The organism is Sinorhizobium sp. CB7, assembly GCF_041357635.1.
Classification (GTDB): domain Bacteria; phylum Pseudomonadota; class Alphaproteobacteria; order Rhizobiales; family Rhizobiaceae; genus Rhizobium.
Genome location: NZ_JAULLL010000067.1, coordinates 1 through 683 on the forward strand (window position 1 = coordinate 1; position 683 = coordinate 683).

Annotated in this window: 1 protein-coding gene; it reads right to left on the reverse strand. The window is 61.9% G+C overall.

Features of this window, described 5'->3' with window-relative positions; translation table 11 throughout:
* Positions 1-683: formyltetrahydrofolate deformylase (locus AAE029_RS36200; RefSeq protein WP_371077763.1), on the reverse strand; the 683-nt coding region annotated here is incomplete at both ends.

Below are 683 nucleotides of genomic sequence, written 5' to 3' on the forward strand. Positions count from 1 at the left end.
CGATGGATATGGGCGTGGATGGCGCGCGCCAGCACCTGGCTTTCGACGTCGCGGCCGATTGAGACATAGTCCTCCGCCGACTGCGCATGGGTGATGCGCGCCGTGTCCTGCTCGATGATCGGGCCCTCGTCGAGATCGGCGGTGACGTAATGCGCCGTCGCGCCGATCAGCTTGACGCCGCGCTCATAGGCCTGCTTGTAGGGATTGGCGCCCTTGAAGGACGGCAGGAAGGAGTGGTGGATGTTGATGATCTTGCCCGACATCTTCCGGCACATCGCGTCCGACAGCACCTGCATGTAGCGCGCCAGCACGACGAGCTCGGTCTCGGACTGGTCGATCAGATCGAGCAGCTGCGCCTCGGCCTGCGGCTTGTTGTCCTTCGTCACCTTGATGTGGTGGAAGGGGATGTCATGGTTGACGACGACCTTCTGGTAGTCGAAATGGTTGGAGACGACGCCGACGATGTCGATCGGCAGCGCGCCGATCTTCCAGCGGTAGAGCAGGTCGTTGAGGCAATGGCCGAAGCGCGACACCATCAACAGCACCTTCATGCGCTTGGCGGCGTCATGGATCTCGGCCTCCATCTCGAATTTCGCCGCCACCGGCTTGAAGCCCTCGATCAATGCCTGCTGCCCGACGCCTTCCTCGGAGATGAAGCTGATGCGCATGAAGAACTTGCCGGT